This is a genomic window from Streptococcus sp. 27098_8_86, from assembly GCF_041432595.1.
GTDB lineage: Bacteria > Bacillota > Bacilli > Lactobacillales > Streptococcaceae > Streptococcus > Streptococcus pneumoniae_F.
In genome coordinates, this window is sequence record NZ_JAPVZW010000005.1 from 62184 (window position 1) to 87758 (window position 25575).

Consider the following 25575-nt stretch of genomic DNA (forward strand, 5'->3'; position numbering starts at 1 on the left):
ATCGCAACCATTGGCTTTGTAACAAGCCAAACTCCAAATATATTATTTATAAAATTATATCATAAAATTAGAGCTTTTGTCTGTTGTGGTTGCAAAGAGAAGAGTTTAAATATCTAAAAAATCTTATTGAGTAATTATCTAGCATTTTTATTTCGAACCAAAAACAATGCTCTCTCCCATCTTTCGTTTTTTCTTTATTTAAGACAAAAAAATTTTTTTGGTTAATTGCCATAGTTCTTAATATATCATTAATTAAAAAAGTTAAAGGGATATTCATCGAAGAATATTTTTGAAAGTCCTCTTCAAATCTAAAAAAATCGTCTGAGAAATAGTCCATCTGCAGTCTATTTTCATAATGTTCTTTTCTATATGTTTGCATTTTGTTTGATTGACTAACCTTTTTCCTTTCATTACATTAATAGTAATTGTAATTCCGCTTTCTTTCTCGCTTCTTCATCTGATATTTTTGTACTATCCCACGCATATGCTACTGATTTTCCTTTGTTATAAATCAACCAAATTTTTAAATTTTCAATACTTTCTTTCAATTCTTTCCAATTATTCTGGTTAATTAACTCTGGCAGATCATGGCTTGAAACAAAGCCATATTCAATAATGCGATTTTATGTCTGAACCTTTAAAGAAAGACTATATTGCTTGAACTCATCAATCAATTGTTGTTTTATGTCACGAAACAAACTATGTATTAAAGAATTTTTCATCTCTATATAGTTATTAATAGCTTGTTTAATCTTATCTTCCCTATTTGGAAAATACATTCGTAACAAATCTAGCAAACGAAAGTATAGAGCTTGTTTTGAAACCTCCAAACTTTCTTTTACTTCCTGAAAACTATCACAACTGTAATAGATTTTAGATAATAAAACAATATCTGGCATTAACACTACGGCAGAAAAAATATTTGCCTCACGTTCTAGTAAACTTTCTTGATTGTCGATAGATTCTGTAAAGCATGTACCGCTATGAATAAGAAGAAAATGCCCTAATTCATGACATAAGGTAAAATTCTGCTTTACTTTTGGATTATCTTTTTCATAAGAAAAACTAATCCCATACTCATCAATTATAGTTAAACCTTCAATCTTATGATTTGAAAAATGATGAGAAATGATTTTAATTTTGTTCTCACGTATATTATGGTCAAAATAATAGTCGAAGTGGTAGTTCAGGGTTGAAATTTCTTCCTTTTTCATAAAAGAATAGAGGGCTTGTTTTGTGATTTTACTTACTCTTGAATACAATTCATCCAACGAATAGTACCTCCTTTAAGTTAAGGTTTACAAAACTAAACCATTTAGGTTGAGTTTATTATACAAAAAAAGTGGACAGTTGTCCACAAAAATACTATTTAAATAATAGATTAGATTATTCAATTTAAGAATGAATAATCTGATCTAATTATCAAGATTGAGACTCCTCTAATAATCATCACTACAATAATCAAAATAATTATATCTAATATTTCTTTTAACTAAATTATCTCTATTTAGAATCATTCTGTGAGATATTAAATGTTGTACCTTATTTGATTTCAATCCTATCTCAACTTCAACTACGCACTTTGTTTTATGTGTTTCTTCAATTAGGTCATCTAAGTCATCCGCTCTAAAAGCAATACGAACACCTGCATCAAAAGTTATTTCCGCAGTTACTTTATCCTCCTTAGTATTAATATTTAATATTTTTATTTCAGGATTCTCTAGTTCTAATGACTCTATCATGAGTTCATCTAGTTCATAAAAATCAGACATCCCTTTTCTATCGTAATTTGTAACATCAACATCAATTCCAAGTTCCTCTACATAAAAATCAGGTATAAAATCATCAAATACATCTTTCAGTTCTTCTTTGATTATTTCATCAATTTTCTTAATCTCTTTATTGATACAGTTACGAACTTCATCATACTCCTTCTTATTAAGCAGTTCATTTAAATGATCAACACACTCACTAAAAGTTTTAAACGTCAGAGCGTGGGGTAATTTTTGGGTTATAGCGATCAAAAAAAGTTCATCACCACTAACTACAATAAGGTCTTCATAATCATAGAACTTTTGTTTTAACCTTTGTATAATAAAGGCATCAGGAAACTCATGTTTCTTTCTTTTCTTATCTTGAAAAGGAGGATTACAATTAAAATAATCAGATAGAATTTCTTTCATATCATAGTTATCAAACTCCTCATCAATTCCATTTTTAGAAAAAGAATAAATAAATTTATCAAATTTACTTTTAGAGGCCTGAAAACAGTTTTTTTCCAATCCAGTTATATCAAATTTAGTTCTAATATCATCAAGAGCATCTATATCAATAGTGTACTTTCTGAATTCTCTAATTTTATCAGTAGCCTCCCTCGCTTTATCTTTAAGGTGACTTAAAACCTCACTATATGTAACAGGATCAACATAAATTTCTAAATTAGTGTTAAAATATGTTTTTAATTCTTCAAATACAGTGTAAAATTGTCCTTTAAAATTGTAAGATGTTTTATCATAAATGTTCGTATCAAAATATATAATAATTTTCTTTTCAAGTTCCATAAAAATTTCTACCTTAATCTATTCTTTAATTATTATCAATGTTTTATTAATCCATAAAAATCCATATCCAAATTTTCAGGTACATTTACTTTCATTTTTCTAAATTATATTTATTTAAGTAAAGTCTCTATGTAAATTTATCTATCTATAAACACCTTTTTCCTCTCTTCCATAAACTCTATTAGTTCTTTTTTGAAGACTGCTTTTTCTTCATCTGTCAGACCTTTTGAGTTCATACGGAAAAGCAATTCAATATTATCTAGTTCATCTGATTTTTCTCCTGAGTTTCCAACTAAGTAGTCAACTGTAACATCTAATACTTGTGCAATCTTAACAAGATTTTCTTGTGTCGGTTTTTTTACTCCACGCTCCCATGAAGCGTAAGCAGGCTGTGAAATCCCTAGTTCTTCAGCAACATCAACCTGGGTTAATTGTGCTTGTTTTCTTAGTTTTTTTAAGCGTTCCGAAAATTCCATTGTATTCCTCTTAAAATTTTTAAAGAATTTTTCAAAAATCTCTTGACAAATATAACCATAGGTTATATAATTCAAATATAACTGTTAGTTATAACAGTTGTAAAAATAATAATGCTTAACTTTTAGCATCATGAACTTTGAAAATTTAATAAAAAGTGCGTCTGACAACCAGAGGACTGATTGCCAAAACTACACTAAACTTCGTACCTTTATTGTAAATGTTTTGGAAAGAAAAGTCAAGTCTGTTTATGGTTGAAGTGAAGATATAAAACATTTTGTGGACTTCCACGCATTTCGGACTTTCGCACTTTTCCGTATAGTAAAGTGAACTGGCTTCGCCAAAAGGCGTAAGAGAATCCATAGGGTATGATAGTGACTACCTTTTGAGATTGGCTGGGAAAGCGATGGTAATTAACGCAAAGCACCTTGCTAAACGTTGCCACCGTGAAGGAGGAATCCTTCAACCAAATAACTTTTCTCTACTGCTGTCTATCTAATTTATTAGATAGATTTACTCTAGCTACTAAGTCCATTTTCTTAGTAGCTTTTTACTTTTACAATAAAGGAGAACACTATGACTAACTTTTTTCGCACAACAATGTGAACGAATCTATAAAAACTACATTTTCACCTATGATATCTTTTCCTCATCGGAACAACTCCAGGGGCAACTCTATCACCAAGCCCAAAAGGATTTAGATAAACTATTCAATCAATCACTGCTTACTGGCTTTGCTCATGGTGAAGCACAATTTTATACAAGAATGTTTAAACGAAAACTTTTTACTCATTACTACTCAAGAGTGAAGCAACTAGCTTAACTCTTTTTATTTTAGACTCAGAAAGGAAACACTTATGATCCCAGAAACACTTGTCATGCTACCAGAATTTATCGGCACTGCTTACTACGAAAAATTGGGAAATGCCCCACGCTATGTCTTCGGAAAAGAAGGAAAATATCAACGCCACGTGCTAAACAATGAACAACACGGAGCCTTCCACGTAATCACACCTGCTTCAGCTACCGTCTTTCTAGAAGATGCTTTGGTTGAAGTGGTTAAGCCCATTTTCCTCGCAGATACTTCCCTAAATGGAAATTCTGTTGCACCAGCACTTAATGTATTTGCTGAAAAATTGGTTTTGAAAAAATAAAAAAGAATAGGAGAAAACATACATGGCTAAAATTGGATTAAACTATGGAATCTATAAAGCACTAACGCATAGTAAAACGATTACAACAAAGACTTATGTCAACACAAAAGATACTGTAAATCAGACTGTTGGAGATATTGCATTTCGTAGTCTATAAAAATGATGGGGTGAATTTTGGGGTGGACTCTTGATTTTCAGACAAAAAAGACATCCAAGAGAAAATTCTTGAATGTCTGTAAACGTTGATATAATAGCATTGATTAACGTTTTGAGGCAACTGACTTCGTCAGGTTGCAGCCACATTTGTAAGCGACTAAAGTCGCAACAACTGTGTCAATTGCACCAATTTAGTAAGAAAGTATAAAAAAGAACACCCCGAAAGGTGCTCTCTGTAAGTATAGTAATTCTTTCGAATTAACGTTTACTAAATTGTGATGCTTTACGAGCTTTCTTAAGACCTGGTTTCTTACGTTCAACTTTACGTGAGTCACGTGTAAGAAGTCCTGCGCGTTTCAATGAATCGCGGAAGTCTGGGTCTACTTGAAGAAGGGCACGAGCGATACCGTGACGGATAGCTCCTGATTGACCAGCGTATCCACCACCTACAACGTTAACGAAAACGTCGTATGAACCTACAGTTGAAGTAACTGCGAATGGTTGGTTGATTACAAGACGAAGGTCAGCGTGTGGGATGTACTCTTCAACATCTTTTTTGTTAACAGTGATTTTACCAGTTCCTGGAACAAGGCGAACGCGTGCAACAGCGTTTTTACGACGTCCAGTACCTGCATATTGTGCTTGTGACATACTTTATTGTTCCTTTCCTTAGATAAGTCCTGAAATATCAAGAACTTCTGGTTGTTGTGCAGCGTGAGTGTGCTCAGCTCCAACAAATACTTTCAACTTCATACCTTGAGCGCGTCCAAGAGTATTGTGTGGAAGCATACCTTTAACTGATTTCTCGATCAAACGTACTGCATTTTTAGAACGAAGTTCACCTGCAGAGATTTGTTTCAATCCACCTGGGTGGTTTGAGTGAGTGTAGTAGATTTTATCAGTTGCTTTTTTACCAGTCAATTTAACTTTTTCAGCATTGATAACAATCACAAAGTCACCTGTATCAGTGTGTGGTGTAAATGTTGGTTTGTTTTTTCCGCGAAGTACGCTAGCAACTACTGCAGAAAGACGTCCAAGTGGTACATCAGTTGCGTCAACTACGTACCATTTACGTTCAACTTGGCCTGGTTTAGCCATAAATGTTGTTTTGTTCATGATTTCTCCTATATATAGTTCGATTTTTGTTTACGGTGATGGGTGTTCCTTCCCATCGAAAAGTATTTGGAAGGTTCCGGGGCCTTTCAAATGGGGTAAACAATACCGCCTACTATAATACCAAATTTCACCCCTAAAAGTCAATAGATATGAAAAATATTTTTCTGAATTCCACTCTTTTTATCTCTAAAAAACCTCGCTTTCGCGAGGCTCTTCTATTTATAAGATAAGGCACGTTTAAAGGTTTTCCAAGGACCTAAATCATCTGTTTGCAAAACGAGACTAGCATACATACGCCCGATAAAGACTGTTGCCGTTACTGCAAAAGCAATCGTAATAGCAAGCGAAATCCAAGCTTCTAACCCATTTGCATAACCATTAATAGCTCTAAACGGCATGAAGAAAGTCGAAATAAAGGGAATGTATGAACCAATCTTCAAGATGAGATTGTCACCAGCTGCACCTAGAGCTGTCACTCCAAAAAAACCACCTATAATCAAAATCATCAAAGGCGACAAGGCTTTTCCTGCATCCTCAGGACGAGAAACCATAGAACCTAGGAAGGCTGCTAAAACAACGTACATAAAGAGGCTAACCAAGACAAACAATAAGGTGTTGAGCGAGAAAGCCTCTCCTATATGGTTTAAAATACCAGATTGTGCCAAGATTGGTAGGTCCTTAAAGAGAAGAATGGCAGCAAGTCCACCCACGACGTAAATGCCAATATGGGTCAAAATCACAAGAAGCAGAGCCAGCATGCGAGCGTAGAAATAATGACTAGCTCGGATACTAGAGAAGACCACCTCCATGATTTTGGTTCCTTTCTCGCTGGCCACTTCCTGAGCAGTGACACTAGCATAGGTAATCAAAATCATATAGAGGAAGAAACCAAGCCCTGCGGCCGCAATGGTTTGAACAATTTTTTTGTTTTCCTTAGATTCATCAATCTTCTCAGTAAAATCAACGGTTTGACTCAGGCGTTTTTCCTGTTCTTGAGACAAATTAGCCGCCGAGCGATTGAGTTGACCTTGAAGCTCATTGAGTTTATTGGTCACTGCTAGCTTGATGCCTGTTTCAAGAGAAGTTTCACCATGGTAAACGGCTTTGATGACACTATCCTCTTGATCAATAGTTAGGTAACCCTTGATTTTCTCATCTTTGATAGCAGCTTGGGCACTGGCTTCATCCTTATAATCAAAGTTGATACCATTAGTACCCTTGAGCCCATCTTCCACAGATGGCACAGTTGTTACTACTGCTATCTTACTATTTTTGGCCATAGAAGAGCCTTGGAGATAGCCAATTCCTCCAGAGAGACCGATAAACAAGAATGGTGAAATCACCATAAAGAAGAAACTCCACGATTTGACATGTCGAAGATAGGTTTCCTTCATTACAACCCACATATTGCTCATACTTCCACCCCTGATTCTAGTTTAAAGATTTCATCAATTGTTGGCGCTTGCTGGTCAAAGGTTGCGATGTATTGCCCCTGAGTCAAGATTGGGAAGAGTTCCCTTCCAGCGCTCTCATCCTCTAAGATCAATTTCCAACTACCTTGTTTGGTCAAGCTCACCTGTTTGACATGAGGAAGGTTTTCCAATTCTTCCTTGCTTCGTTCACTTGAAACAAAGAGACGCGTTTTCCCGTATTGATTGCGGACATCCTGAACTGGCCCATGCAAGACCACACGACCATCTCGAATCATGAGAATATCGTCACAAAGCTCCTCGACGTTGGTCATGACATGGTCAGAAAAGATAATGGTTGCTCCGCGCTCTTTTTCCTGAAAAATAACTTGTTTGAGCAATTCTGTATTAACTGGGTCCAATCCACTGAAAGGCTCATCCAAGATAATCAAGTCTGGTTCATGAATCAGAGTAATAATGAGCTGAATCTTCTGCTGATTTCCTTTTGACAGACTCTTGATTTTATCAGTCAGCTTCCCTTTCACTTCCAACCTCTTCATCCATTGAGGGAGTTTTTCCTTGATCTCCTTGGCATCCATACCTTTTAGAGTCGCCAAGTAACGAACTTGTTCAAGGACTGTCAATTTAGGCATGAGACTGCGTTCTTCAGGCAGATAGCCAATCCGAGCATAGGTCTCCTGACGAATATCCTGACCATCTAGACTGATTTCTCCTTGGTATTCTAAAAACTTCAAAATACTGTGAAAAATCGTTGTCTTCCCAGCACCATTTTTCCCTACTAATCCCAAAATACGACCTGGTCGTGCTTGAAAGTCAATACCAAACAAAACTTGCTTGGGTCCAAAACTTTTCTCTAGACTTCTTACTTCTAGCATCTTTCACCTCCGAAATGTCTTGCACTCATTATACTCCTTTTTGATAGCCTTTACAATGATTTCTGTTCATTTTATCATCCTCATTTTAGTAAAAAATCTTAGGGTACTTTGAGTTATGAGTACATTATACAGTGCTAAATTCTAATTTATCTCTTCTGTTCCTCAACTGTCTATTTTTGATCCTGAATTGTTATTTGAAAAGCAAAAATCCACCCCAAAGGATGGATTGATACTTTAACGTACTTCTGCATTGACTTTTTCTTCGAGAGACGCTTGGATTTTTTCCATATAGCGTGCGACTTCTTCGTCCGTTAAGCTATCTTCTGGATTTTGGAAAGTCAAGCTATAAGCCATGGACTTCATACCTAGTCCCAATTTTTCACCTGAGAAGACGTCAAAGAGTTTGATATCTGTCAAACGTTTCACGCCGGCAGCTTGGATAGCGTCCACAACTTCTTGGTGAGTCACTTCTGCTTTGAGAAGGAGGGCAACGTCACGGCTAACTGCTGGGAATTTGGTGATTTCCACAAATGGAGCAGCTGGTTGAAGGGCATCTTCGATGGCTGAAAGGTTGAGCTCAGCTACATACGTTTCTGGAATATCGTAAGCCTTAGCAGTGACTGGATGCACTTGACCAAGGAAACCAAGAACTTGGTCACCGAGTGAAATCATAGCTGTACGACCTGGATGAAGGCTAGCGATTTCAGATGTTGCTGTATAAGTTACTTGGAGTCCCAAACGAGCAAAGAGGGCTTCAAGGATTCCTTTAGCATAGAAGAAATCAACTGGAACTGCTGCTGTTTGGAAATCTTTTTCAGCAACCAAGCCTGTCAAGGCAAAGGCAAAGCTGTTGATCTCATTTGGAAGTTCTTCTTTTGGATTGCCTGTTTGTTCAAAGACTTTTCCAATCTCGTAAAGGGCCAAGTTTTTGTTCTTGCGAGCCACGTTGTAAGCAACAGTATCAAGGATACCAGACACCATATTTTGACGGAGGACAGAACGGTCCACTGTCATTGGCCACATGAGTTCAGTAAGGTTGCTTGGTTGAGCCGTAAACTCAACTGCTTTTTCAGGAGTTGTTAGAGCATAGGTGATGATTTCTGTCAAACCTGCTCCTTCAGCAATCGTACGAACTTGACGGCGGAGTTTTTGTGTAGCAGTCAATTCACCAGCTGTCCCATCGTCTTTTGGAATGCTGGTTGGCAAGCGGTCATATCCATAGATACGAGCGATTTCTTCAAAGAGGTCTGCCTCGATAGTGATATCCCAGCGACGGCGTGGGACGCTGACTGTAAAACTGTCTGCATTTCCAGAAAGACCAAAGCCAAGACGACGGAAGACGTCTTCTACATCCGAGTAAGAAAGTTCTGTACCAAGGACACGGTTAACATCAGTAAGAGTTGAAGAAACTTCCACATCAGAGGTATCAAGCTCACCCGCTGAAACGATACCTTTACGCACCGTCGCACCTGCAAGTTCGGCAATCATGCTAGCTGCCGCATCAAGGGCTTCGTTAACTGTTGCCACGTTGATGCCTTTTTCAAAGCGAGAAGATGATTCTGAACGAAGGTTGAGACGTCCGCTAGTCTTGCGGATTGATTTTCCGTTGAAGACTGCAGCTTCAAGGACAACACGACTAGATTTTTCAGAGATTTCTGTTGCTTGACCACCCATAACACCTGCAAGGGCTACTGGCTTGTCTGCGACAGTGATGACTAGGTCATTTGTTTCCAAGTCACGTTCTTCACCGTCTAAGGTCACTAATTTTTCACCAGCACGCGCTTCACGCACACGGATGTCAGTCCCTTCAAAGGTATCCAAGTCAAAAGCATGCATTGGTTGACCAAAGTAGAGCAGGATGTAGTTTGTCACGTCCACCACGTTGTTAATAGGACGAATACCTTCATTCATAAGAAGGTTTTGCAACCATTGTGGACTTGGTGCGATAGTAACATTGTCCAAGATACGAGCTGCATAGTAAGGCGCTTTGTCTGTCTCAATGCCCACAGAAAGAGCATCTGCTGCAGCTTGGTCAGTTTCTGAAAGAGTAAATTCTTTAAAGTTGACCGCCTTGTCATAGATGGCTGCAACTTCGTGAGCTACTCCACGCATAGAAAGAGCGTCCGCACGGTTTGGTGTGATAGACAGTTCGATGATTTCATCATCCAAGTCTAGATATGAGAAGACTTCATCCCCAGGAACGGCATTTTCTGGCAAGATTTGGATGCCATCTGTGAATTCCTTAGGCACAACTGAGTCAGAAATTCCCAATTCACCAAGTGAACAGATCATCCCAAGTGACTCCAAGCCACGGATTTTTCCTTTTTTGATTTTGTAGTTGTCAGCGATGCGAGCACCTGGAAGAGCCACCATAACCTTGATACCAGCACGCACATTCGGAGCACCACAAACGATTTGACGTGCTTCTTCTTCGCCAACGTTAACCTGACAAACATGGAGGTGAGTTTCTGGCACATCTTCGCAAGATAAGACCTCACCGACGACAATTTTTGAGAGACCAGCAGCAGGTGATTCGACACCTTCTACCTCGATCCCTGTAGTTGACATTTTTTCAGCCAACTCTTGTGATGGAACATCAATGTCCACCAATTCTTTTAACCATTTATAAGATACAAGCATAATTTAGTTCTCCAGAATGACAGTTGCCACTCTAGTTCTTTTCCTTTCCTATCATTTCAATAGAAGAATCATCTTCTTACCTTAATTTCTTTCTCAGTAACCAATCCGTATCTACTTTTTGACCAACCATAAAATGATGTTGGCTAAATTTTTCAAAACCATATCGATTATAAAACGCTTGAGCTTTTGTATTATGCTCCCAAACACCTAACCAAGCCCAGAAAAAATTATTTTTTGTAGCAAGTTCAAGAGCAAATTCAAACAGTTGCTTACCTAGTCCAAATCCTTGGTATCTTTGTAGCACATAGAGGCGTTGAATTTCAAAAGCGTCCTCTAATTCTCTCTCAGTTTGAGCACTTCCCCAGTTGACTTTAAGAAAACCAGCTATCTCCTCTTCGTGCATAATGAAATAGGTTTCGGAGTCAGGATTTTCCAACTCAGTTGACAAAACTCTCAGACTATAAGCCTCTTCAAAGTATTCCTGTAACTGCTTTTCCGTATTATCATGCGCAAATGTTTCACGAAAGGTTTGTTTGGCAATTTTAGCCAACACCCCAACATCTGCCTTTTCTACTTTTCTAATCACTATTTAAACTGTTCTGAGAAACGGACATCTCCTTGGTAGAATCCACGGATATCGTTGATTCCATAACGGAGCATAGCTACACGCTCTTGTCCAAGACCAAAGGCAAATCCAGAGTAAACAGTCGCATCGATACCACTCATTTCAAGGACACGTGGGTGAACCATACCGGCACCCATAATTTCGATCCAACCTGTTTTCTTACATACGTTACAGCCTTCTCCACCACACTTGAAGCAAGAAACATCCACCTCAACAGATGGCTCTGTGAATGGGAAGTAAGATGGGCGCAAACGAATTTGACGCTCTTCACCGAACATTTTTTGCACAATCAACTGAAGGGTTCCTTGAAGATCAGCCATAGAGATATTTTTCCCAACAACCAAGCCTTCAATTTGGTGAAACTGGTGACTGTGGGTCGCATCGTCTGTGTCACGACGGAACACACGCCCTGGCGAAATCATTTTCAAAGGACCTTTAGAGAAATCATGGGCATCCATGGCACGCGCTTGAACTGGAGACGTGTGAGTACGGAGTAAGATTTCTTCTGTGATATAGAAAGTGTCCTGCATATCACGAGCTGGGTGGTCTTTTGGAAGGTTCATACGTTCAAAGTTATAGTAGTCTTGCTCCACTTCAAAACCATCCACGACTTGGTAACCCATACCGATGAAGATATCTTCGATTTCTTCACTGGTTTGTGTCAAAACGTGACGGTGACCAGTCGCAACTGGACGACCTGGAAGTGTCACATCGATACTCTCGCTAGCCAGTTGAGCCGCAACTTTCTTTTCTTCCAAGAGCTTAGCTGTTTCTTCAAAAGCAGCTGTCAAGACATCACGAGCTTCATTGACGTGTTTCCCAATGATTGGACGCATCTCAGCAGAAACATCTTTCATCCCTTTGAGGATTTCAGTGAGCGAACCCTTTTTACCAAGGACAGAGACACGCAAATCTTGCATCTCTTTTTCATTTTCAGCAGTAATCTGCTTCAAGCTAGCCAGCGTTTCTTCGCGAAGCGCTTTTAATTGTTCTTCAATAGTTGACATAATTCCTCCATCAGTCGCTCGTAGATAAAAAGAAAACCACATGCCAAAAACTCCACTCGGAGCGTTGACACGCGGTACCATCCGTTTTCATCTGACAAGTCAGACCTTCATTTCTAAATCCATACGCAAGTGAATTCACCCAGCTTTCATATAGAGAGCTTGCAGTCACGGCTCTCCTCCCTGATATACTTCCCTTGAGTTACTAGTCTTGCAGATTTCTATTCAATTACTACATAGTTTATCAGATTTTTAGTTAAAAAACAAGTTAGATTAGACTAATTTCAATACAAAACTCGTTCCTTTTTCTGTTGCTCCATTTTCCACAAATCCAAGCGACTTGAAACAGCGCCTAGATACATGATTGTAAGTGTAGATTTCCTTGACTCTCAATTCTTTCCATCCTTTTATTCGAGCCAATTCAATCAAAGTACTTAGGATCTTTTTTCCAAGTCCTCGATGTTGGTAAGCGGGATTTCCAATCACAATGGGGAGATTGTCCTGAGATAGTGTAACATCCCCAATTGGAAACCATTCACCCTTCTCCTTGACTTCAATCCAAAAAAGCTCACCATGCTGATCCAAATAGGAATACATGGCTTCCAAAGTTTCTTGACTATAAGGTCTCTTCACACCATCTACGAGGTGAACCAAGTTCACATCCTGATACCAAGCAAAAGCTTCTTCACAATGATTGACCTTATAATAAGGAACAAGACGCAGTGCATTATCTATTTGTAAAATCCGTTTCATCTGCTTTCCTTTTCAATAAGAGAGTTGCTGCTTGATTAAAACCATCACACCAGTTATACCATTTTGCTTCATACTCATCTTGAGGTAAGATATGATTTTTTAAATCCAGAACAGAGTAGATTTTTCTTTCTTCGCAGGCTTGCGCATAGAGATGATATAGTTCATCACCACCATCTCTATCCCACTCAGCAGAAATCGTATCCCGACCTGCCAATAAAGCCTGATAAGCCCTGTGATGCCCATCTGTAATCAACAAGCAATCTCCTAACGCAAGAATAGTGATTGGAGCAACATTGATTATTTCCGCCGACTGATAAAGTGTCTGGATGCCTGTTAGTTTCTTTTCTGATAAGTATAGTTGAGTCGGATGAAGATCTGCTATATTGACTTTCATTTCTTTCTCCTCAAAGGAATTTGATACTCACTTCTGCTTACCTTTAAATCGCCATTGGAAGCGAATCTTGTCATAGAAGGGAAACTCGATAAACAGGACTCCCAAGCCGACACAGAGACTGGCAAGGACATCTGATGGATAATGAACTCCCAGATAAACCCTTGATACCAGCACACTGACTAAGTAAAAGCCAAGGACGATTTGTACGACTTTTCTCCAGACCAGATTTTTCATCCGCTGACTAAGAATAACAATCAAAGTCCCTACCATCAGCGTCACAGCCAGAGAATGGCCGCTTGGAAAGGAAAATCCCTTCTCCTCAACCAAGTGTAAAATAGCTGGTCGTGGACGCTGGTAGATATTTTTAAAGGTCACGATTAAAAGACCTGCCAAAGCCAGATTTCCCAGCATGAAGAAACTTTCTATCTTCCACCGCTTACGATAAAAGACAAAAGCTGTAATGACAACCCAAGTGATAATCACTGGAATATCAATCAAGCGTGTGATGGCCCTGAAAAGAATCGTCAAATAATTTGGTAAGTCTCCTCGAACGGCAGTCTGTATCGGTTGGTCAAAATTGACCAACATTTCAGGGTAAAATTTGACCATATAGCCAAGAATAACGAAAAGTAAAAGGGCAAAACTGCCCTTCATTAAAAATGTTTGTTTATCTCTCATAATGTTTTAAGGTTGGTTTCAAGAGAACATACAACAACCAGAATGAAACGGAAAAGATTACACCCTCAATCAAGTTAAAAGGTAATACCATGGTCATTAGGTAGTTGGAAAGTCCCAAAATTTTTCCAATATCAAAGTTAGCAAACTTAGCGTACAAAGGAACAGCATAAACATAGTTGAGAACCAACATAGCCACGGTTAAACCAATAGTCCCAGCTAGAGAACCTAGTAGGAAACGAAGGGTTGTCCGTTCCTTTTTCCAAATCAAAGCAAATACGATGACAAAAACTCCCAAAGCTACGATATTCATTGGCAAACCAATATAAGTATTCACCCCCTGGCTGTTAAGAAGCAATTTCAAGAGTGAGCGAAGCAAGAGAATTCCTAGAGCAGCAGGCAAATCCATGACCACCAAGCCCACAAGGACTGGCAAGATACTAAATTCGATCTTGAGGAAAGATGCCGCTGGTAAAAGCGGAAAGTCAAAGTACATCAGCACAAATGAGATGGCTGATAAAATCGCAATGGTCGAAAGTCGACGTGTGTTTGTCATAACAGGTTCCTCCAATTTTCTATAAAATCAGAAGAAGTTAGAAAGGATTCCTCTATCTATTCTCACTTTTTATATCCCAAAAGTTCCCTCTCACTCTATTAAAGAAAACAAAAGCAAGCGGTTACAATCTAGCTATAAATCTATCAGAACAGACAAAGCTATTCTTTCGTCTTCTCCCATCCAGACTATACTGTCGGTTGTGGAATTTCACCACATCAGCTTGCGCTCGCGGACTTATTTGGCTAAGATATTTTAGATTTATCTAGGCGTCGCAGTCGAAGACAATACTTAAAGTATATCGAGACAAGACAACGACGAGAAAGCTAAAATAGCTAGTCAAATTTACCGCCGGTCGGGAATCTCACCCTGCCCTGAAGACTCTTTTATCATAACAAAAAACGCTTGCAAGCGCAAGCATTTTGTTCATTTTCATTTTCATTTTTTATTTCAATTTATCCACTTCATAGGTATGAACAAGCTCAAGACCTGCAAAGTTCTGCTGGCGGAGAGCCTCATAGACAATCATGCAGACGGTATTAGACACATTGAGACTGCGAACATGTTCATCATTCATAGGAATACGGAGAGCTTTCTCAGGATGTTCTCGCATAAAGTCCTCCGGCAAGCCCTTGTCTTCACGTCCAAAGAGAAAATAATGGTCTTCATCAGTCGATAAATCCACCTCAGAATAGACTTTTTCCGCGAATTTCGAAATCAGATAGAGTTTGCCCTTCATCTGAGACATGAAATCCTCCAAACTCTCGTAAAAATAAATCTCTAGCTTATCCCAATAATCCAATCCAGCTCGCTTCATCTTGCGGTCGTCAATAGGAAAGCCCATTGGCCTGATGATGTGGAGGGGAGAATTTGTCGCAGCGCAAGTACGCGCGATATTGCCTGTATTTTGTGGAATTTGAGGTTCAAATAATACAATGTGATTTGTCATGACTTGCTTCCTTTTACCATTGCAAAAAAATAGCCACACTGCCCGGAGTCAAGCTCAGCAAACAGCGTGGTTAAGGCATCGTTAACTTACCTCACAACAGGTTTGAAGTAAATCAGCGAAACTACTTTCTTAGTATAACACTTTCAGAATCATTGTCAATAGAAACGACTTGATTTTTTCAATTTTTTCAAGCTATTTCCAAGGATTGTAAAATCGTCCCTGATTCTGCAAGATAAGTAGTAAACTAGCTACTAAAAACAAGGTTGCCAAGAGCAAGGTAATATAATCTCCTTTTTTCAAGGCCTGATAACTATACCAAGTGCGTTTTTTCTCTTTCCCAAAGCGTCGAAGCTCCATGGCGGTCGCGATAGTATCAATGCGTTCTAGCGAGCTAAAAATCAAGGGCGTAATAATGCGCAGATTACCTTTGATTCGTTGCATGAGAGAAGCTTTCTTGGATAATTCCATCCCACGCGCTTCCTGAGACATCTTGATTGTAAAGAATTCTTCCTGCAAATCTGGAATATAGCGCAAGGTCAGGCTGACAGAATAGGCAATCTTATAGGGCACACCAATTTGATTTAAACTGGAAGCAAACTGACTAGGGTGGGTTGTCATCAAAAAGATAATAGCCAGAGGAATGGTGCAAAGGTACTTAATAGCCAGATTTAGCAGATAAAAGAGCTCTTGACTGGTCAGAGTGTAGGCACCGATTCCCTGCCAAATCACACTTCTCTCTCCGTAAAGTCCAACCCCATATTCAGGAGAAAAGAGATAGACCATCAAGACATTCAAAATCGCAAATACCGTCGCAAAAACTGCCACAAAGGAAACATCTTTAAAACGGATTTCTGACAAATAGAGGAGAAAGACCGAAAAGATGGCAATCAGAACAAGCAGTCTGGTATCATAGCTAATCATGGCCGCCAATGATACAAGGATGAAAAAGAGGAGTTTCCCAGCTCCTGACAAGCGATGAATCACAGTATCTCTTTGCTGGTAACCGATTAATTTAGCTTGCATCCTTCTCTCCTTTCTTTGTAAAATGCCGTTAAAGCAAGTGGATCCACGTCTAGTTTCTTGGCCAAGTTGAAGATTGAAGTTTCTTTTAGGTTGGCTTTTACTAACAGCTCAGGATTGCTCAACAGACTAGCTGGATCAGTATCGGCAATCAATTCCCCGTCCACCATGACAAGGGCTCGGTCTGAATAATCCAGCATCAATTGCATATCATGGGTAATCATGACAATCGTATGCCCTTGTTGATGCAACTCTTCGAGAAATTCCATAATCTCAGTATAGTTCTTCTGGTCTTGACCTGCTGTTGGCTCATCTAAGAGAATGATTTCAGCGCCTAAGACCAAAATTGAGGCAATAGTCACACGTTTCTTCTGACCAAATGATAAGGCAGATATGGGCCAATTACGGAATTCATAGAGACCACAGATTTTCAAGGTTTCATAGACTCTCGTTTCAATTTCCTGCTCGTCCACATCTCGCAAACGAAGTCCTAGAGCCACCTCATCAAAAATCATATTGGTTGAAATCATTTGATTGGGATTTTGCAGCACATAGCCTACTCGTTCCGCCCGTTCTGCAACAGAATCTCCTTTTATATACTGCCCTTCCCAAAGATAGCGACCTTCCGTCTGGATAAAGCTGCTTATGGCCTTGGCTAGGGTTGATTTCCCTGCTCCATTTTTCCCGACAATGGCAATCTTTTCACCCTTTTTAATATCTAAATGAATGGATTTTAAAATCGGTCTATCGTCATAAGAAAACGACACGTCCTCTAGTCTAAAGAGTGACTGCAATTCTGGGGTTTCTTTTACCAGTTCCGTTCGCAACTGGACCTGGCCTTTTGAGATAGACAAGTTGTCCAAATTTGCCAATTGTTCTTCCTTGGCTAAATCCACACCTAATTGACGGAGAGTGGTTAGATAAAGGGGTTCTCGGATTCCATTTTGGGTCAATAAATCAGTCGCCAGTAACTGGTCAGGACTCCCATTAAAGAGGATACGACCATCGTTTATCAAGACAATCCGATCCACAGGGCGATGCAGAACATCCTCCAAACGGTGCTCAATAATAAGGGTCGTCGTCCCCTCTTCCTTATGAATCTGATCAATCAATTCGATAATATCCTGACCTGACTTGGGATCAAGATTGGCTAGTGGCTCATCAAACAAGAGAATCGGACTCTCATCAATCAAGACACCAGCTAGACTAACTCGCTGCTTTTGTCCACCTGACAAATCCTGGGGACGCTGAGCTAGTAAAGAAATAAGGTCCAGCTTTTCAGCCCATTTATGAACACGATTTTTCATGTCATCTAGAGCTGTTACATCATTTTCCAGAGCAAAAGCCAAATCCTCTGCCACGGATAAACCGATAAACTGCCCATCTGTATCCTGCAAAACCGTGCTGACCAGATGAGACTTATCATAGATGCTCATATCAAAGGCTGCTTGCCCCTTAATCAAAAATTCTCCAGACGTCTGACCCTTGTAAATATTGGGAATAATCCCATTCAAACACTGACCCAAGGTAGACTTGCCTGACCCAGATGGCCCAACAATTAAAACTTTCTCTCCCTTATAAATGGTTAAGTCCACTCCTTGCAAGGTCGGTTCTTGTTGCGTTTCATACTGGAAAGAGAAATCCTTCCACTCAATTATAGCTTCTTTCATCTTACTCTCTTCATTCGCTTCTTAGACTTCTATTTTATCATAAATCTACCCCTTCTTGCAGACTCTTCTCTTAAAATCTTAGTGCCAAAAAATTCCTAGCCTAGCTTGCTTACCTTACTAGCCTATAAACATCGAAAAAGACCGGTTTCCCAGCCTTTTCCCTTATATTAATCCTTTTTCAAACTTCCTGAACGAGTCTGCGTACGTGAATAAGCTAGCAAGAGAAGGGTCCCTGCGATAGCTACAGTTACAGCATTAGCAATTCCCGCAACAATCCCTTGGGCAAATACTTTTTCTGCCGCTTCTTGATAAATCACAACATCTCCAAGTGGTGCCAAGACACCCCAAACAAGAGCATTTGCAACAATCTGAATGAGGTTAAAGAAGACAATATCCTTCAACTCAAAAACACCCTGTGTTACTCGAATGTATTTTCTAAAGAGTCCGACGGCTAGACCAAAGAGACCACTAGCAATAATCCAAGTCCACCAAAGACCATAGCCTGCAATAGAATCCTTAACAGCATGCCCAATTAAACCAACAAGTAGTCCTACTAGAGGGCCAAAAATGATAGACAAGAGGCTCTGTACCGCATACTGAAGCTGGATGCTTGTATTTGGAACGGGTGTCGGGATGCTGATCATCCCGATGACAACAAAGAGAGCAGCTCCAACACCGATAGCAACAACTTGTTTAATTGATTGATTTTTCATCTATATTCTCCTATTTTATGATTCTATTTTCTTTATTTCAATGGTCCAAGATGAACCGACGCCCACATTATAAGCCTTGGCAAAGGAACCTTGGTTGATAGCCAGACCTAAACGATAGAGAGAGTTGATGTAAAGGATGGGTTGCCCAATTCTCACATCTGCAAATGATTTGCCATAAACAACCTGATTTTGATAGACCAGCATATCTGCATGATAGATAGTCACCTCAAAACGGTCACCGAATGCTGGTCCCAGCTTGTAAAACTCTTCTCGTGTGATAGAGGTCCAAAGCGAGCCGAAACGCACATCCAGAATATCAATAGCTCCCTTCACCAAATGGTCTTCAATGATGGTCTCTACGACTGGAAGCTCCACAATCTGATCCACACTGAGCTCTGGTCCCACTTCCTCAAAAGAAATGTGACCACTGGCCAGTTTAGCACCAGTATAGGCATAGACATCACGACCGTGGAAGGTATAAGAATGCTCTGTATTTTGACGTCTATTGGCCACTTCAGAAATCTCACGAATAGCTACAATGCCAACGTGTTTCTTGATAAAAGAAAGCGTCCCATTATCTGGCGTGACAATGTATTGATTTTTTGCAGTCTTGGCAACTACACTCTTACGTTTCGAGCCGACACCTGGATCGACAACCGATACAAAAGTCGTTCCCTCAGGCCAGTAATCCACCGTCTGAAAGAGACGATAACTCCCCTCAAAAATATTATAAGGCGTAATATCGTGCGTCAAGTGATGAATTTTTAAGGTTGGAGATTCTTCTAAAGCCACTCCAATCATAGCCGATACCGCACCATCTACCAGACCAAAGTCTGATTGTAATACCAGTAAATTATTATTCATTTTATCTCCTTATATATCCTTTATCATACCATATTTCAGAGAAAGTCGCTAATAGCTATTTCAATTGGTTAGGGTATAGTTTTACCTTATAGCAAATTTCCTACTAAAAACTCTGGTGATTAGCTAGTAGGTGCATTTTTTCTTGAAAAAAGGTATGATAGTTACATAATGAAGAAGTAGGTTTTATTATGAAAATTATCCTTGTCGGAGGGGGAAAAGTTGGTTCTGCCCTCTGTCGCTCCTTGGTTGCAGAAAAGCATGATGTTTTGCTGATTGAGCAAGACGAAGCTGTCCTCAATCATATTGTCAATCGCTTTGATATCATGGGTATCCTTGGTAACGGGGCCGATTTTACCATCCTTGAGCAAGCCAGTGTCCAGGATTGTGATATCTTTATCGCCCTGACTGAATACGATGAAGTGAACATGATTGCAGCCGTTCTAGCCAAAAAAATGGGAGCTAAAGAGACCATCGTTCGGGTGCGGAACCCTGAATATTCTAACTCTTATTTCAAGGAAAAGAATATTCTCGGTTTTTCTCTTATCGTTAACCCTGAGCTCTTGGCTGCCCGCGCTATCGCGAATATTATTGACTTCCCCAACGCCCTCTCTGTCGAACGTTTCTTTGGTGGACGGGTCAGCTTGATGGAATTCACTGTTAAATCCTCCAGTGGTCTTTGCCAAATGCCCATTTCTGATTTTCGGAAAAAATTTGGCAATGTCATTGTCTGTGCGATAGAGAGGGATCATCAAATTATCATTCCAAGCGGTGACATGACCATACAGGATAAAGATAGAATCTTTGTCACTGGTAACCGTGTTGATATGATGCTCTTCCATAATTATTTCAAATCTCGTGCCGTGAAGAGCCTTCTCATCGTCGGTGCAGGTAGAATTGCCTATTATCTACTAGGTATCCTCAAAGACAGTCGTATCGATACCAAGGTTATTGAAATCAATCCTGAGATCGCCAGCTTCTTTAGCGAGAAATTCCCAAATCTCTACATCGTTCAAGGAGATGGTACCGCAAAAGATATCCTGCTGGAAGAAAGTGCTCAAAACTATGATGCCGTTGCGACTCTAACAGGAGTCGACGAGGAAAATCTGATTACCTCTATGTTCCTTGACAGGGTAGGTGTACAGAAAAATATCACTAAGGTCAATCGTACCAGTCTCCTCGAAATTATCAATGCGCCTGATTTTTCAAGTATCATCACACCTAAAAGCATCGCTGTAGATACGATTATGCACTTTATTCGTGGTCGGGTTAATGCCCAGTATTCAGACCTTCAAGCTATGCACCATCTAGCCAATGGCCAAATCGAAACCCTGCAATTCCATATCAAGGAAGCTAATAAAATGACTGCCAAACCACTTTCTCAACTGAAATTGAAAAAAGGGGTTCTTATTGCAGCCATCATTCGAAAGGGCAAGACTATTTTCCCAACTGGGGAGGATATGCTTGAAGTCGGAGACAAACTCCTAGTAACAACCTTGTTGCCAAACATCACCAAGATTTATGACTTGATCGCGAGGTAAGAAATGAATAAAAGTATGATTCGTTACCTCCTTTCAAAGTTACTTTTGATTGAAGCTGTTCTCCTCTTGGTTCCTGTAGCTGTAGCTGTCTATTACCACGAATCGAGCCAAGTCTTTACAGCCCTCTTTACAACGATTGGGCTTCTCGTATTACTAGGTGGTTCAGGAATTTTACAAAAGCCAAAAAATCAACGGATTTATGCCAAGGAGGGAATCTTGATTGTTGCCCTCTGTTGGATACTTTGGTCTTTCTTTGGCGGTCTCCCCTTTGTCTTTGCTGGGCAAATTCCCAGCGTTATCGATGCCTTTTTTGAGATTAGTTCTGGCTTTACAACTACTGGAGCAACTATTCTGAACGACGTTTCGGTTCTCAGTCGTTCCCTCCTCTTCTGGCGAAGCTTTACCCACTTGATTGGAGGAATGGGAGTGCTTGTTTTTGCACTTGCTATTATGGATAACGCCAAAAATAGCCACCTAGAGGTGATGAAGGCTGAGGTTCCTGGCCCTGTTTTCGGTAAAGTAGTATCCAAGCTAAAAAATACTGCCCAGATTCTCTATCTCCTTTATCTAGCTCTCTTTTCCCTCTTTGTCATCATCTATTACCTAGCCGGAATGCCTCTATTTGATAGTTTTGTCATTGCCATGGGAACAGCGGGTACAGGAGGATTTACCGTCTATAACGACGGAATTGCCCACTATGGTAGCTCACTGATTACCTATCTGGTTAGTATCGGAGTTCTGGTTTTTGGGGTAAATTTCAACCTCTACTACTACCTCATGATCCGTCGCGTCAAGGCCTTCTTTGGAGATGAAGAACTTCGGGCTTACTTATTCATCGTAATGATTTCTACAGGCTTGATCAGCCTTAATACCCTCTATCTCTACCCGGGATTTTCAAAGAGTTTTGAAATGGCCTTCTTCCAGGTTTCCAACATCATTACAACAACTGGTTTTGGATATGGAGATATTACTAACTGGCCTCTCTTCTCCCAGTTTATCCTCCTCTTTCTCATGGGAATCGGTGGCTCCGCTGGATCAACCGCAGGTGGACTCAAGGTTATTCGAGGCCTCATCCTTTCAAAAATTGCTAAAAATCAGATTTTGTCAATCCTATCGCCCCACCGTGTTTTGACCCTCCATGTTAATAAAACTGTGATTGACAAAGATACCCAGCATAAGATTCTCAAGTACTTTGTCATCTATTCTATGATTTTGCTAGCACTTATCTTTATTGTCAGCCTAGATAGCAATGATTTTCTGGTTGTGACCAGCGCAGTCTTTAGCTGTTTCAATAACATCGGGCCTATTCTAGGAACCACTTCTAGTTTCGCAATCTTTAGTCCTATCTCAAAAATTCTCCTCTCCTTTGCAATGATTGCAGGGCGCTTGGAGATTTATCCAATCCTACTTCTCTTTATGAAGAGAACTTGGTCTAAGAGATAAAATACAACCACACCTTGTGTCTTACAAAGTGTGGTGTTTTTCTTTATCCCAAAACTAATTCATCACTGACCAAACTTTGGCCACTATTTTTCTGGAAGAGATGCATGAGATCTTCAACTGTTAGATTCTTTTTCTCTTCTCCTTTGACATCCACCACTATCTTACCCTGATAGAGCATAATGAGACGATTTCCGTACTCAATCGCATGGTTCATATCATGGGTAATCATCAAAGTCGTCAACTGATGGTGTTCCACAATCTTTTGCGTCAAGTCCATCACCATCTGACTAGTTTTCGGGTCAAGTGCCGCAGTATGTTCATCCAAAAGCAAAAGTTTGGGTTTCACCAGAGCTGCCATGACTAGGGTCAAGGCCTGTCTTTGTCCTCCTGAGAGATATTGAGTATCTACTTTTAAGCGGTTTTCAAGACCAATATTCAACTCCTTCAAGGCCTCTTGGAACTGGATTCTATCCTTCTCCTTCACTCCCCAACCAAGCCCTCTCTTCTGCCCGCGTCTCAAGGCAATAGCCATATTCTCCTCAATCGTCAAACGAGAAGCTGTCCCCATCTTAGGATCTTGAAAAACACGGGCAATATCCTTGGCTCTCTTTCTGACACTCAGATTTTTAATGGATTTACCTGCCAATAAAAGGTCCCCTTCATCCACCGATAGATTGCCAGCCAAGATATTCATCAAAGTGGATTTCCCTGCTCCATTTCCACCAATCACAGAGATAAAATCTCCCTCTTCAACCTCTAAATCTAATCCTTTGAGGACATGGTTCTCATTGACCGTCCCTGCTTCAAATGTTTTGTGAATATTTTCAAGTGTTAACAAACTTGCCATAACTTTCTCCTCCTATTCATTTCTCAATTTCAGACCACGAATCTTTAATCTCTTTTGCAATTCTGGTGCAAATAAAACTAAGGCTAGCAAGATTGCATTAAAGAGACGTACCAAGTTTTGATCTAGATTTGGAATTTCATAGATATTTAAAATAATCAAACGGTATACAATAGCACCGATTCCGATGGATAATAAGCGACCTCCGATGGTCAAGTCGTGAATCAAGACTTCCGCAATAATCACTGCACTCAAACCAACAACGATGGTTCCTGTCCCAGAAGTCACATCTGAAAATCCATCATTTTGGGCGAACAAGGAACCACATAGGGCAATCAAGCTGTTTGAAATCATGTAACCAACAATCTTCATCGTGTCTACATTGACTCCATTGGCCTCACTCATAGGAATATTGTCCCCAGTAGAACGTAAAACCAAACCAATCTCCGTTTTCATCAAAAGTGTCAAGACCAAACAAACAAGTAAGAGACAGACTAAACTAAGTGAGAAAACAGCTTCTTCATTTGTCAGCCCCAAGCTCGCCAACTGTTTAAAGACAGTTGAAGAATCTCCCAAGGAAAGATTAGGCACACTTCCCATGATTTTAATATTGATGGAATAGAGCCCTGTCAAGGTCACAATCCCTGTCAAGAGAGCTGGGATTTTCATCTTGGTGTGGAGCATTCCTGATACTAGACCTGCTACCATACCTGCCAACAAAGCAAGTAAGGTCGCAATCCAAGGATTTGTCCCTGCCTGTATCTGAGATACGACGACAGCCGCCCCCAGTGGAAAGGCCCCCTCAGCAGTCATATCCGCAATATCCAAAATACGGAAAGTCAAGTAGACCCCAATCGCCATAATCGACCACAACAAACCTTCTGATAAACTAGATAATACAAAATTCATCTCAAACCTCCTTATTCCTTGCCTTCTAACTTACTAATATCAATTCCCAATGCATCTGCCATTTCTTGATTGGTATGCAATTCCAGTTTTTCAGGCAACTCAACTGCTATATTTTCTGGCTTCTCACCTTTTAAAATACGAATCAGCATGCGAGCTGTCTGTCTTCCCAATTCTTCATAATTGGTACCGTAGTTATACAAGCCACCAACAGCAATCATTTCTGTTGAGCCACCAAATACTGGTACCTTGTGTTTAATAGAAACCTGCTTGACTGTTTCCATGGTTGACGAAATGATATTATCCGTTGGTACAAAAACCATATCCACCTCTGTCATCAAGCTCTCTGCTGCCGCCTTGACGTTATTACTGTCCAAGATTGTTTTTTCAACAACGGTAAAGCCTTTTTCTTCCAGAAGTCGTTTAGCTTCATCCTTTTGGACAACCGAATTTGGCTCACTCTGAGTATAAAGAATTCCAATTGTTTTAGCTTTTGGCAACACTTTCTTTATCAAATTGATTTGGGTTGAAATGGCATCTGATGACTGATCGCTTGTCCCAGTTACATTGCCCCCAGGATGCTCTCTTGACTCTACCAACTTGGCACTGACAGGATCTGTTACCGCTGAAAAGATAACAGGTGTCGTTTGTGTTGTATTGGCCAAGCTCTGAGCAGAAGGCGTTGCGATAGCTAGAACGACATCACTAGATTCTGCTAGTTGCTGGGAAATCGTTTTAAGATTTCGTTGTTCTCCCTGTGCATTTTGCAAATCAATCTCGATATTTTCCCCTTCAACATAGCCTTGCTTGACCAGCTCATCTACAAAACCTTCTCTAGTAGCGTCCAAAGATTGATGAGTAATAAACTGCGAAATACCGATACGAAAAACATCTTTTTTCTTATCTGCCTTCAACTGATGCAAACCGATCAGAGAGGTCAAGAGGATTCCCACTACCAAGAGGGGTGCTAGTAATTTTCGAACAACTTTCATAATGAAACTCCTTCTCAGAAAGATAAAATAAAAAACCGCCTAGATACTATCTAAACGGATGCTTGAAATAATCTAACAAGTTATAACTTTGCTAGTCCATTTAGATATTCATCTATATGGACCACAATCAAAAATCTTAGCCACATAGATACAAACAAATTGCTTGAACTGTTTGCATCCATGATGACATGTCTACAAACACTATCTAAAGTAGCTAAAGTAAAAG

25 protein-coding genes, 2 pseudogenes and 1 riboswitch are annotated in these 25575 nt (G+C 39.7%); of the genes and pseudogenes, 4 read left to right on the plus strand and 23 right to left on the minus strand.

From position 1 onward, the window contains the following. Positions 1–67: 67 nt before the first annotated feature. From O3616_RS05885 to O3616_RS05900, 4 genes and pseudogenes are all read right to left on the minus strand, one after another. Entirely contained in the window at positions 68–379 is a 312-nt protein-coding gene (locus O3616_RS05885) for a DUF5960 family protein (RefSeq protein WP_049486642.1), read from the minus strand. 31 nt (positions 380–410) lie between these two features. Continuing rightward, a pseudogene (locus tag O3616_RS05890) lies at positions 411–1271 on the minus strand (ImmA/IrrE family metallo-endopeptidase). Positions 1272–1439: 168 nt separating this feature from the next. Next, positions 1440–2561: a PIN domain-containing protein gene (locus O3616_RS05895; RefSeq protein WP_371638365.1), complete on the minus strand. Its 1122-nt coding sequence runs from the start codon at positions 2559–2561 to the stop codon at positions 1440–1442. Between the two features lie 137 nt (positions 2562–2698). Next, on the minus strand, positions 2699–3037 hold the full coding sequence (locus tag O3616_RS05900) for a helix-turn-helix domain-containing protein (RefSeq protein ID WP_371638366.1): 339 nt from the start codon (positions 3035–3037) through the stop codon (positions 2699–2701). A gap of 855 nt (positions 3038–3892) precedes the next feature. Here O3616_RS05900 and O3616_RS05905 point away from each other — a divergent pair. Next, on the plus strand, positions 3893–4189 hold the full coding sequence (locus O3616_RS05905; protein WP_371638367.1) for a cytoplasmic protein: 297 nt from the start codon (positions 3893–3895) through the stop codon (positions 4187–4189). A 49-nt stretch (positions 4190–4238) separates the two neighbouring features. Next, positions 4239–4346 (plus strand): annotated as a pseudogene (locus O3616_RS05910) (integrase); the annotation flags it as partial. A 257-nt stretch (positions 4347–4603) separates the two neighbouring features. On the opposite strand, the gene rpsI reads toward O3616_RS05910, so the two are convergent. The 16 genes from rpsI to O3616_RS05990 all read right to left on the minus strand — a co-directional run bounded on the left by rpsI (position 4604) and on the right by O3616_RS05990 (position 19626). Beyond that, positions 4604–4996 carry a 30S ribosomal protein S9 gene (gene rpsI, locus O3616_RS05915; RefSeq protein WP_000075973.1) on the minus strand — a complete coding sequence of 131 codons (393 nt, stop codon included), beginning with the start codon at positions 4994–4996 and terminating at the stop codon, positions 4604–4606. An 18-nt stretch (positions 4997–5014) separates the two neighbouring features. Then, complete coding sequence (gene rplM / locus O3616_RS05920) at positions 5015–5461, minus strand: 50S ribosomal protein L13 (protein WP_001044624.1); 447 nt, start codon at positions 5459–5461, stop codon at positions 5015–5017. A gap of 215 nt (positions 5462–5676) precedes the next feature. Then, positions 5677–6876 (minus strand): ABC transporter permease, encoded by a 1200-nt coding sequence (locus O3616_RS05925; protein WP_261266509.1) that lies wholly within the window; start codon positions 6874–6876, stop codon positions 5677–5679. Next, a complete protein-coding gene (locus O3616_RS05930; RefSeq protein ID WP_020902740.1) occupies positions 6873–7766 on the minus strand; it encodes an ABC transporter ATP-binding protein in 894 nt (297 codons plus the stop codon). Before O3616_RS05930 ends, O3616_RS05925 begins: the two co-directional genes overlap by 4 nt. Positions 7767–8000: 234 nt before the next feature. Further along, positions 8001–10406, minus strand: coding sequence for a phenylalanine--tRNA ligase subunit beta (gene pheT, locus O3616_RS05935; RefSeq protein WP_371638368.1), 2406 nt, complete (start codon positions 10404–10406; stop codon positions 8001–8003). A 76-nt stretch (positions 10407–10482) separates the two neighbouring features. Next, a complete protein-coding gene (locus tag O3616_RS05940) occupies positions 10483–10992 on the minus strand; it encodes a GNAT family N-acetyltransferase (RefSeq protein WP_225742256.1) in 510 nt (169 codons plus the stop codon). Continuing rightward, entirely contained in the window at positions 10992–12038 is a 1047-nt protein-coding gene (gene pheS, locus O3616_RS05945) for a phenylalanine--tRNA ligase subunit alpha (RefSeq protein ID WP_000103743.1), read from the minus strand. The genes O3616_RS05940 and pheS overlap by 1 nt, the downstream gene beginning before the upstream one ends. 270 nt (positions 12039–12308) lie before the next feature. Continuing rightward, complete coding sequence (locus tag O3616_RS05950) at positions 12309–12758, minus strand: GNAT family N-acetyltransferase (RefSeq protein WP_371638410.1); 450 nt, start codon at positions 12756–12758, stop codon at positions 12309–12311. 4 nt (positions 12759–12762) lie between these two features. Then, entirely contained in the window at positions 12763–13182 is a 420-nt protein-coding gene (locus O3616_RS05955) for a chromosome partitioning protein ParB (protein ID WP_371638369.1), read from the minus strand. Positions 13183–13209: 27 nt separating this feature from the next. Further along, positions 13210–13860, minus strand: a complete 651-nt coding sequence (locus O3616_RS05960; RefSeq protein WP_371638370.1) for a phosphatase PAP2 family protein — start codon at positions 13858–13860, stop codon at positions 13210–13212. Further along, complete coding sequence (locus tag O3616_RS05965) at positions 13850–14413, minus strand: ECF transporter S component (protein ID WP_000185823.1); 564 nt, start codon at positions 14411–14413, stop codon at positions 13850–13852. Before O3616_RS05965 ends, O3616_RS05960 begins: the two co-directional genes overlap by 11 nt. Before the next feature lie 164 nt (positions 14414–14577). After that, a riboswitch (FMN riboswitch) is annotated at positions 14578–14796 on the minus strand. 59 nt (positions 14797–14855) lie between these two features. Next, entirely contained in the window at positions 14856–15359 is a 504-nt protein-coding gene (locus O3616_RS05970; RefSeq protein WP_371638371.1) for a tRNA (cytidine(34)-2'-O)-methyltransferase, read from the minus strand. Between the two features lie 192 nt (positions 15360–15551). Then, positions 15552–16382 carry an energy-coupling factor transporter transmembrane protein EcfT gene (locus O3616_RS05975; protein WP_371638372.1) on the minus strand — a complete coding sequence of 277 codons (831 nt, stop codon included), beginning with the start codon at positions 16380–16382 and terminating at the stop codon, positions 15552–15554. Further along, entirely contained in the window at positions 16367–18049 is a 1683-nt protein-coding gene (locus tag O3616_RS05980; RefSeq protein WP_371638373.1) for an ABC transporter ATP-binding protein, read from the minus strand. Before O3616_RS05980 ends, O3616_RS05975 begins: the two co-directional genes overlap by 16 nt. 167 nt (positions 18050–18216) lie before the next feature. Further along, positions 18217–18762 carry an ECF-type riboflavin transporter substrate-binding protein gene (locus tag O3616_RS05985; RefSeq protein ID WP_125456435.1) on the minus strand — a complete coding sequence of 182 codons (546 nt, stop codon included), beginning with the start codon at positions 18760–18762 and terminating at the stop codon, positions 18217–18219. A 15-nt stretch (positions 18763–18777) separates the two neighbouring features. Continuing rightward, positions 18778–19626 (minus strand): S-adenosyl-l-methionine hydroxide adenosyltransferase family protein, encoded by an 849-nt coding sequence (locus tag O3616_RS05990; protein WP_049542540.1) that lies wholly within the window; start codon positions 19624–19626, stop codon positions 18778–18780. Between the two features lie 188 nt (positions 19627–19814). Between O3616_RS05990 and trkA the strand changes: the two genes are divergently transcribed. Further along, a complete protein-coding gene (trkA, locus tag O3616_RS05995; RefSeq protein WP_000691701.1) occupies positions 19815–21164 on the plus strand; it encodes a Trk system potassium transporter TrkA in 1350 nt (449 codons plus the stop codon). Between the two features lie 3 nt (positions 21165–21167). Next, complete coding sequence (locus tag O3616_RS06000) at positions 21168–22607, plus strand: TrkH family potassium uptake protein (RefSeq protein WP_084950054.1); 1440 nt, start codon at positions 21168–21170, stop codon at positions 22605–22607. 43 nt (positions 22608–22650) lie between these two features. Here O3616_RS06000 and O3616_RS06005 read toward each other — a convergent pair whose 3' ends face one another. Genes O3616_RS06005 through O3616_RS06015 form a run of 3 tightly spaced genes read right to left on the minus strand, consistent with a single transcriptional unit; the run spans position 22651 to position 25349 of the window. Then, the gene (locus O3616_RS06005; RefSeq protein WP_050391064.1) at positions 22651–23454 is read right to left on the minus strand and encodes an ABC transporter ATP-binding protein; all 804 of its coding nucleotides are present in this window, start codon (positions 23452–23454) and stop codon (positions 22651–22653) included. Between the two features lie 12 nt (positions 23455–23466). Next, the gene (locus O3616_RS06010) at positions 23467–24360 is read right to left on the minus strand and encodes an ABC transporter permease (RefSeq protein WP_371638374.1); all 894 of its coding nucleotides are present in this window, start codon (positions 24358–24360) and stop codon (positions 23467–23469) included. An 11-nt stretch (positions 24361–24371) separates the two neighbouring features. Continuing rightward, positions 24372–25349: an ABC transporter substrate binding protein gene (locus O3616_RS06015; protein WP_371638375.1), complete on the minus strand. Its 978-nt coding sequence runs from the start codon at positions 25347–25349 to the stop codon at positions 24372–24374. Positions 25350–25575 lie beyond the last annotated feature (226 nt).

What these genes read in the sequence shown, in the direction of transcription:
- O3616_RS05930 (WP_020902740.1), bottom strand. Translation starts at nt 7,766, where the DNA reads ATGCTAGAAGTAAGAAGTCTAGAGAAAAGTTTTGGACCCAAGCAAGTT.
- O3616_RS05960 (WP_371638370.1), bottom strand. Translation starts at nt 13,860, where the DNA reads ATGAGAGATAAACAAACATTTTTAATGAAGGGCAGTTTTGCCCTTTTA.
- O3616_RS05900 (WP_371638366.1), bottom strand. Translation starts at nt 3,037, where the DNA reads ATGGAATTTTCGGAACGCTTAAAAAAACTAAGAAAACAAGCACAATTA.
- O3616_RS06010 (WP_371638374.1), bottom strand. Translation starts at nt 24,360, where the DNA reads ATGAATTTTGTATTATCTAGTTTATCAGAAGGTTTGTTGTGGTCGATT.
- O3616_RS05895 (WP_371638365.1), bottom strand. Translation starts at nt 2,561, where the DNA reads ATGGAACTTGAAAAGAAAATTATTATATATTTTGATACGAACATTTAT.
- O3616_RS06005 (WP_050391064.1), bottom strand. Translation starts at nt 23,454, where the DNA reads ATGGCAAGTTTGTTAACACTTGAAAATATTCACAAAACATTTGAAGCA.
- O3616_RS05970 (WP_371638371.1), bottom strand. Translation starts at nt 15,359, where the DNA reads ATGACAAATCACATTGTATTATTTGAACCTCAAATTCCACAAAATACA.
- trkA (WP_000691701.1), top strand. Translation starts at nt 19,815, where the DNA reads ATGAAAATTATCCTTGTCGGAGGGGGAAAAGTTGGTTCTGCCCTCTGT.
- O3616_RS05985 (WP_125456435.1), bottom strand. Translation starts at nt 18,762, where the DNA reads ATGAAAAATCAATCAATTAAACAAGTTGTTGCTATCGGTGTTGGAGCT.
- pheT (WP_371638368.1), bottom strand. Translation starts at nt 10,406, where the DNA reads ATGCTTGTATCTTATAAATGGTTAAAAGAATTGGTGGACATTGATGTT.
- O3616_RS05905 (WP_371638367.1), top strand. Translation starts at nt 3,893, where the DNA reads ATGATCCCAGAAACACTTGTCATGCTACCAGAATTTATCGGCACTGCT.
- O3616_RS05885 (WP_049486642.1), bottom strand. Translation starts at nt 379, where the DNA reads ATGCAAACATATAGAAAAGAACATTATGAAAATAGACTGCAGATGGAC.
- O3616_RS05990 (WP_049542540.1), bottom strand. Translation starts at nt 19,626, where the DNA reads ATGAATAATAATTTACTGGTATTACAATCAGACTTTGGTCTGGTAGAT.
- rplM (WP_001044624.1), bottom strand. Translation starts at nt 5,461, where the DNA reads ATGAACAAAACAACATTTATGGCTAAACCAGGCCAAGTTGAACGTAAA.
- O3616_RS05925 (WP_261266509.1), bottom strand. Translation starts at nt 6,876, where the DNA reads ATGAGCAATATGTGGGTTGTAATGAAGGAAACCTATCTTCGACATGTC.
- pheS (WP_000103743.1), bottom strand. Translation starts at nt 12,038, where the DNA reads ATGTCAACTATTGAAGAACAATTAAAAGCGCTTCGCGAAGAAACGCTG.
- O3616_RS06015 (WP_371638375.1), bottom strand. Translation starts at nt 25,349, where the DNA reads ATGAAAGTTGTTCGAAAATTACTAGCACCCCTCTTGGTAGTGGGAATC.
- O3616_RS05980 (WP_371638373.1), bottom strand. Translation starts at nt 18,049, where the DNA reads ATGAAAGAAGCTATAATTGAGTGGAAGGATTTCTCTTTCCAGTATGAA.
- O3616_RS05975 (WP_371638372.1), bottom strand. Translation starts at nt 16,382, where the DNA reads ATGCAAGCTAAATTAATCGGTTACCAGCAAAGAGATACTGTGATTCAT.
- O3616_RS06000 (WP_084950054.1), top strand. Translation starts at nt 21,168, where the DNA reads ATGAATAAAAGTATGATTCGTTACCTCCTTTCAAAGTTACTTTTGATT.
- O3616_RS05955 (WP_371638369.1), bottom strand. Translation starts at nt 13,182, where the DNA reads ATGAAAGTCAATATAGCAGATCTTCATCCGACTCAACTATACTTATCA.
- O3616_RS05965 (WP_000185823.1), bottom strand. Translation starts at nt 14,413, where the DNA reads ATGACAAACACACGTCGACTTTCGACCATTGCGATTTTATCAGCCATC.
- rpsI (WP_000075973.1), bottom strand. Translation starts at nt 4,996, where the DNA reads ATGTCACAAGCACAATATGCAGGTACTGGACGTCGTAAAAACGCTGTT.